At 72.2% G+C, this 6,120-nt stretch carries 3 protein-coding genes and 1 pseudogene; 2 read left to right on the forward strand and 2 right to left on the reverse strand.

Features of this window, described 5'->3' with window-relative positions; genetic code table 11:
* The coding region (locus tag AWC08_RS16755) for a PE family protein (RefSeq protein ID WP_218621744.1) at positions 1 to 2,903 on the reverse strand (2,903 nt) is incomplete at its 3' end.
* 454 nt (positions 2,904 to 3,357) lie between these two features.
* On the opposite strand from AWC08_RS16755, the gene AWC08_RS16760 reads away from it, so the two are divergent.
* On the forward strand, positions 3,358 to 4,719 hold the full coding sequence (locus AWC08_RS16760) for an adenylate/guanylate cyclase domain-containing protein (RefSeq protein ID WP_069435563.1): 1,362 nt from the start codon (positions 3,358 to 3,360) through the stop codon (positions 4,717 to 4,719).
* Positions 4,720 to 4,811: 92 nt separating this feature from the next.
* The gene (locus AWC08_RS36550; protein WP_156803228.1) at positions 4,812 to 5,120 is read left to right on the forward strand and encodes a hypothetical protein; all 309 of its coding nucleotides are present in this window, start codon (positions 4,812 to 4,814) and stop codon (positions 5,118 to 5,120) included.
* Between the two features lie 67 nt (positions 5,121 to 5,187).
* On the opposite strand, the pseudogene AWC08_RS36555 reads toward AWC08_RS36550, so the two are convergent.
* A pseudogene (locus AWC08_RS36555) lies at positions 5,188 to 6,120 on the reverse strand (PE-PGRS family protein); the annotation flags it as partial.

Here is a 6,120-nt window from a genome sequence, read left to right on the forward strand (position 1 = left end):
CCCTTGCCCCCGGTGGCGCTGGGCCCTGAGGCGACGTCCGCCCCTCCCCCGTTTCCGCCGGCTCCGCCGATGCCCGTGGTGCCCCCGCTGGTGCCGGCGGCACCGGCGCCGCCAACGGCACTGCCAGTTCCAAAGTTGGCCGCGGATCCGCCGTTGCCGCCGCTCCCACCTCCACCGGGTCCCGTACCGCCGACAGCGGCGATCCCGCCGATAGCGGTGCCGGCACCGTTGTGGATTCCGTTGCCGCCGGAGCCGCCGGTTCCGCCCGTGCCGTTCGTGGCGTTGCCGCCGACCCCGCCCATGCCGCCGGTGGCTGTCGTAGTGGCGCTGCTGCTGATGGTCTGCGCAGTGCCCCCAGTCCCGCCGCGCGCTGAGAACACACCACCGTTGTCGATGCCGGTGCCGCCGGCTCCGCCGGTGCCGCCGACCGGGCTCACGGTCGAGTTCGCGTTGGTGATGGTCGCGTTGCCGCCGTCCCCGCCGGCTCCACCGGCGCCGACAAAGCCGTCGCCGCCTCTTCCGCCGGTCCCAGGATTGACGTGTCCGGTTCCGTTGGTGGTTGCTGACCCGCCGGTGCCGCCGTTTCCGCCGTTGGCGGCCTTGCCGCCCGCCCCGCCGTCGCCCGCGGTAGCCGTCGCGGTCGAGGTGCCATTGGAGATGGAAGCCGTGCCGCCGTTTCCTCCGGAACCGCCGATTCCGCCGGTGCCGTCCCCGCCCTTGCCGCCGGTGCCCGACGTCGCGCTGCCCGTGCCCGACGTGGAGGCCGCGCCGCCGTCGCCGCCGCGCCCGCCGTTGGTGCCGAAACCGCCGGTTCCGCCGTGGCCGCCAACGGGGGCAACGGTCGATGTGCTGTTGCTGACCTGCGCGTTGCCGCCCGCCCCGCCTGCACCGGCCGTTCCACCGAAGCCTGCACCGCCCGCACCGCCGTCGGTGGGGGTGACAGCGCCGGTACCTGCGGTGAAGGCCGATCCGCCGGTTCCGCCGGCCCCCCCGTTGATTCCGTCGCCGCCGATGCCGGCGACGCCTCCGGTGGCTTTGGCTGTCGACAGCGCATTGACGACAAACGCGCCGCCGCCGTCCCCGCCCTTGCCGCCGTTGCCCGCGAGGCCCGCGGTGACGCCGTCGGCCCCGGCTCCACCAGTGGCATTGCCCGTTCCGTTGTTTGCCGCAGCGCCGCCGGCGCCACCATTGCCGCCGCCGCCCGCACCAATACCGCCCGCCCCACCGACGCCGCCGACCGCATCCCCGGCCCCATTGCTGGACGCGAAACCGCCGGCGCCGCCGTTGCCGCCACGGCCGGTGGCGGTGCCACCGCCGGCACCTCCCGCACCGCCGACCGCAGCAGGTCCGGCGCCGCTGCTGGAACCGTCGCCGCCCGCTCCGCCGTTGCCGCCGTTACCGGTGCCGGCGCCGTCACCGCCGGCGCCACCGGCACCGCCGACCCCGCCGAAAGCACCGCTGCTGCCGCCGAAGCCGCCCTCGCCGCCGTTGCCGCCAGTCGTGGCGTTGCCACCGGCCCCGCCGGCCCCGCCTCGTCCATAGCTGCCGCCGTAGCCGCCGTGCCCGCCTTTGCCACCGGATGTGGCAGGGCCGGCCAGTGGGTCACCGGCGGCGTCGTAACCCTGGCCGCCAATCCCACCGTTGCCGCCGTTACCGGGGATGACGGTTCCGACGGCGCCGCTGGTCCCGGGGGTACCACCCGGACCGCCGGCGCCGCCGCCGTTCCCGCCGATGCCGACGCCGCCGGGGTTGCCGCCGTTGCCGCCGTCACCGCCCTGAGTGATGGTGGCATTGCCGGCGCCGCCGGTTCCGCCGTCGCCGGGCGCTCCGGCGTTGCCTCCGGCGCCGCCGGCCCCGCCATTGCCGTTGGCGCCCTCCGCACCGAACAGCGTCGAGCCGCGTCCCCCGGCACCGCCCATTCCGCCGTTGCCGCCGTCCCCGCCGGAGCCGCTGTTGCCGCCATGACCGCCGGCGGCCCCCGCAGTGGTCGCGTCCCACCCGGTGCCGCCGACACCGCCGGTGCCTCCGGCTCCGCCCACGCCGCCGCTGCCGCCCGCACCGCCGGCGCCGTACACCAAACCGCCGTTGCCGCCGGCACCGCCCATTCCGCCATGGCTTCCTTTGCCGCCGACGCCGCCGACACCACCGGCCTGGGTCGCGGTGCCCGGGTCGCCGGCGGTACCAGTAGTGCCCGCGGCGCCGGAGCCACCCATGCCGCCGGCCCCACCGCTGCCGAACAACAGGGCGCTACCGCCGGCCCCTCCGGCCCCGCCGTTGATGCCCGCAGCGCCGATCGCGCCGGCTCCACCAGTCCCGCCGTTACCCCACAACCACCCGCCGGTGCCGCCGGCGCCGCCCGCGCCTCCACCCACTCCGCCGGCGCCGCCGACCCCACCGGCACCGAGTAGGCCGGCCGCGCCACCGGCACCACCGGCTCCGCCGGGCGCGCCCGATCCGCCATTGCCGCCGTTGCCCCACAGGATCCCGCCACCACCCCCGTTCTGGCCGGTGCCCTGTGCGCCGTCGGTGCCGTTGCCGATCAGCGGACGGCCCAAGAGCAGATTTGTTGGCGCGTTGATCAGCGCCAGTACCTGCTCTTCGAGCACCTGCAGGGGCGACGCGTTGACCGCCTCGGCAAGGCCGTAGGCCGCTCCGCCTTGGCCGAGGGCGCGCGCGAATTCGGTCTGGAATGCCGCCGCCTGCTTGTTGAGGGCCTGATACGCCTCGCCGTGGCTGGAAAATAATGACGCGATAGCCACGGACACCTCGTCGCCCGCCGCTGCCAACACCGCGGTCGTCGGCACCGCCGCAGCGGAATTCGCCGCGCGCAATGACGAGCCGATGCCCGCCACATCCGCTGCCGCCGCCGCCAATAATTCCGGTGCTGCCATTACGTATGACACTTGGTGCTCCCGCCTGGTGGGTTAGGGCTGACGGCACGAAAACCAGGTGTCCACAATATTCCGAAGGCAGTGGCAATTGGTATGTTTTGCACCCGATACGGCAAAGCCATTGCCCGCGGGCTCGGCAGCGGCTGATTTCTGTGAACATCAAGGGAATTCGGCAAGTGCTGGGTGTCTCCGATGTCCATCTTGGGGCGCTCGTATGCTCATCTGCAGGCCACTGGAATTGGTGTGTGATGAATTCATCCCAAGCTATCGTGCGCACTTTCCGACTGGAATTGCTGGTCGGGCAGGAAAACCTACGCATTCATCGCGCGTCGTGATGAAGAAGGAAACGAAGGCTGCGTTGGCTGCCGGTTGAGTTCCGTCTAAGAACGCCATTCTGGTACACCGCGTTGCGTCGCCATCGGCCAAACCCACCGGGCTCGTTGCAGTCATGAATTAGCCTGTGCCGGTGGCGCAGGCTCCGCGTACCCGGTACGCCCGGTGCGGCGATCTGGATATCGCCTACCAGGTGCTTGGTGATGGTCCCCTGAATCTGCTGGTGCTGCCGGGGCCGTTCGTCCCCATTGACTCGATCGACGACGAACCCGCCCTGTACCGCTTCCATCGGCGCCTGGCGTCCTTCGCCCGGGTGATCCGATTTGATCTGCGCGGAGTGGGGCTTTCGTCGCGGACGCCGGACCTGGACATGTTGGGGCCGGAGAGTTGGGCCGAAGACGCAATCGCGGTGATGGACGCGGTCGGATGTGAGCGAGCCACCATTTTTGCGCCGAATTTTCATGCGATGACCGGGCTCGTGTTGGCGGCGGACCACCCGGAGCGGGTCCGCAACCTGGTCATCGTCAGCGGGACGGCTCGTGCGCTGTGGGCGCCCGACTACCCCGCCGGCGCTGCACCTGAGCTGCTCGATCCCTACTTGACCGTCGCGCTCGAGCACGACGCCGTCGAGCAGGGTTTCGACGTCCTCCGCATCGTCGCGCCGTCGGTTGCCGGTGATGACGTGTTTCGCTCCTGGTGGGATCTGGCCGGCAACCGGGCCGGGCCGCCCAGTATGGCCCGGGCGGTGGCTACAGCGTTCTCCAAGGCCGACGTCCGGGACACGCTTGCCCGGATCAGCGCGCCGACGCTGGTCCTGCACCGCCTCGAAGCGGTTTTCATTCCGGTCGGGCAAGGCCGCTATCTGGCCGAGCGCATCGCCGGATCACGCTTTATTGAGCTGCCGGGTGCGGACGTCCTGTACTGGGTCGGCGATGCCTCGCCGATGCTCGACGAGATTGAGGAGTTCGTGACCGGCGTGCGGGGCGGCGCCGAGGCCGAGCGGGCGCTGGTCACCATCATGTTCACCGACATCGTCGGTTCGACGCAGCACGCGGCTGAGCTCGGCGACCATCGCTGGCGCGACCTGCTGGACAACCACGACCAAATGGTCCGCCATGAGATACAGCGATTCGGTGGCCGCGAGGTCAACACCGCCGGCGACGGGTTCGTAGTGACTTTCAGCAGTCCGAGCGCGGCTCTGGCTTGTGCGGACGCGATCGTGGACTCGGTCCGCGTGCTCGGCATCGACGTGCGCGTGGGCATTCATGCCGGTGAGGTGGAAGTGCGCGGCACTGATGTCGCCGGCATGGCCGTACACATCGCGGCGCGGGTGTCGTCGCTGGCCGGCGCCGGTCAGGTGTTGGTGTCCTCGACTCTGCGCGACATCGTGACCGGGTCGCGCCATCAATTCGTCGAGCGCGGGGAACACGAGCTCAGGGGCGTCCCGGGAGTGTGGCGGTTGTATGCGCTGGCCGGGGCTTCGTCGGTTAACTGAACCGTCAGACGATCGATCCCGCTTCACCGTCTGCGCCCGCTAGACCGCCAGGCCCACCTGACCCAACGAAACCGCCAGCGCCTGGGGCGGCATTGCCAAAATCAGCCGGCGCGACCAGGCTGACCCGGCTGACCCGGCTGACCCGGCTGCCCGGGCTCGCCCGGCTGACCCGGTTGCCCCGGTTCACCTCCCAAGCCAGGTTCACCGCCCGCCCCGCCGGGCCCGCCAGCGCCGCCGGGGCCCCCGTCACCGCCGCGTCCACCGTCACCGCCTCGGCCACCAGCCCCCCCGCGGCCACCCGCGCCACCTGCGCCACCGGCACCTCCGCGACCGCCCTGGCCGCCGTCGCCACCGCGGACCACATCCTCCGTCGGGTCGGTCATTCCGCTGCCTCCTGGTGATTCGCCCAATGCAATCGGCTTCACGCTACGCGCACGGTCAAGGGTTAAGCCGTTCGGCTGACCGTCCTCAGACAAACGACCCACTCTGGCCCGGCGAGCCTGGTAACCCGCCCGGCCCGGTGCCCGCGCCACCGGAGCCGCCGAGGCCGACAATGGCCTGCAGCCCTTGCGCGTGGGCGTTGCCGCCGTCGCCGCCGTTGCCGCCCTTGGCCGACGGGGCGGAGCTGTCACCGCCGGTGCCGCCATTGCCGCCCGCACCGATGCCGGACCCGCTGGTACGTCCATCACCTCCGGTACCGCCTACTCCGCCGGTGGCACCGTCCCCGCCGTCACCTCCGCCGCCACCGGTTGCCTGAGCACCGGAGCCACCCTGCGCAATCGTGGCTGACCCGCCATCGCCGCCAACCCCTCCGCCCCCGCTGGTGCCGGTTCCACCGGCCGCCCCGGTTCCACCGTTGGCATCGCCGGTGCCGTTGGTATAGGCCGATCCGCCGGCGCCGCCGGTCCCTCCGGTGGTGCCGTTGCCCCCCTGACCACCGTCGCCGCCGACGGCGCCGGCACTTGAGGTCTGGTTCCTGATTTCGGCGTTTCCACCCGCTCCGCCAGTCCCGCCCTCCCCGCTGGAACCCGTGCCGCCGGCGCCGCCATGCCCGGCTGTCGCGGTGCTCCTCCCCTCCTGCAGCACTGCCCCGCCTGCGCCACCTGCCCCGCCGACGGTGCCGTCCCCGCCTCGACCGCCGGCACCACCGACGGCATGACCCGTGGCGTCGGTATTGACGACCCACGCCAGGCCACCGCTTCCGGCTGCCCCACCGGGCGAGGTGTTGCCGCCGCTGACGCCGTCAGCTCCCGTGCCACCTACCGCGCCACCCGTTCCGTCGTTGATTGCCATTCCGCCGGAACCGCCGAACGCGGCACCGCTGGTGCCCGCACCGCCCACGCCGCCGTGACCCCCGACAGCGGTTCCCGCGCCGAAATGCACACCGACGCCCCCTTGCCG

This window comes from Mycobacterium gordonae (assembly GCF_002101675.1).
Taxonomy (GTDB): Bacteria; Actinomycetota; Actinomycetes; order Mycobacteriales; family Mycobacteriaceae; genus Mycobacterium; species Mycobacterium gordonae.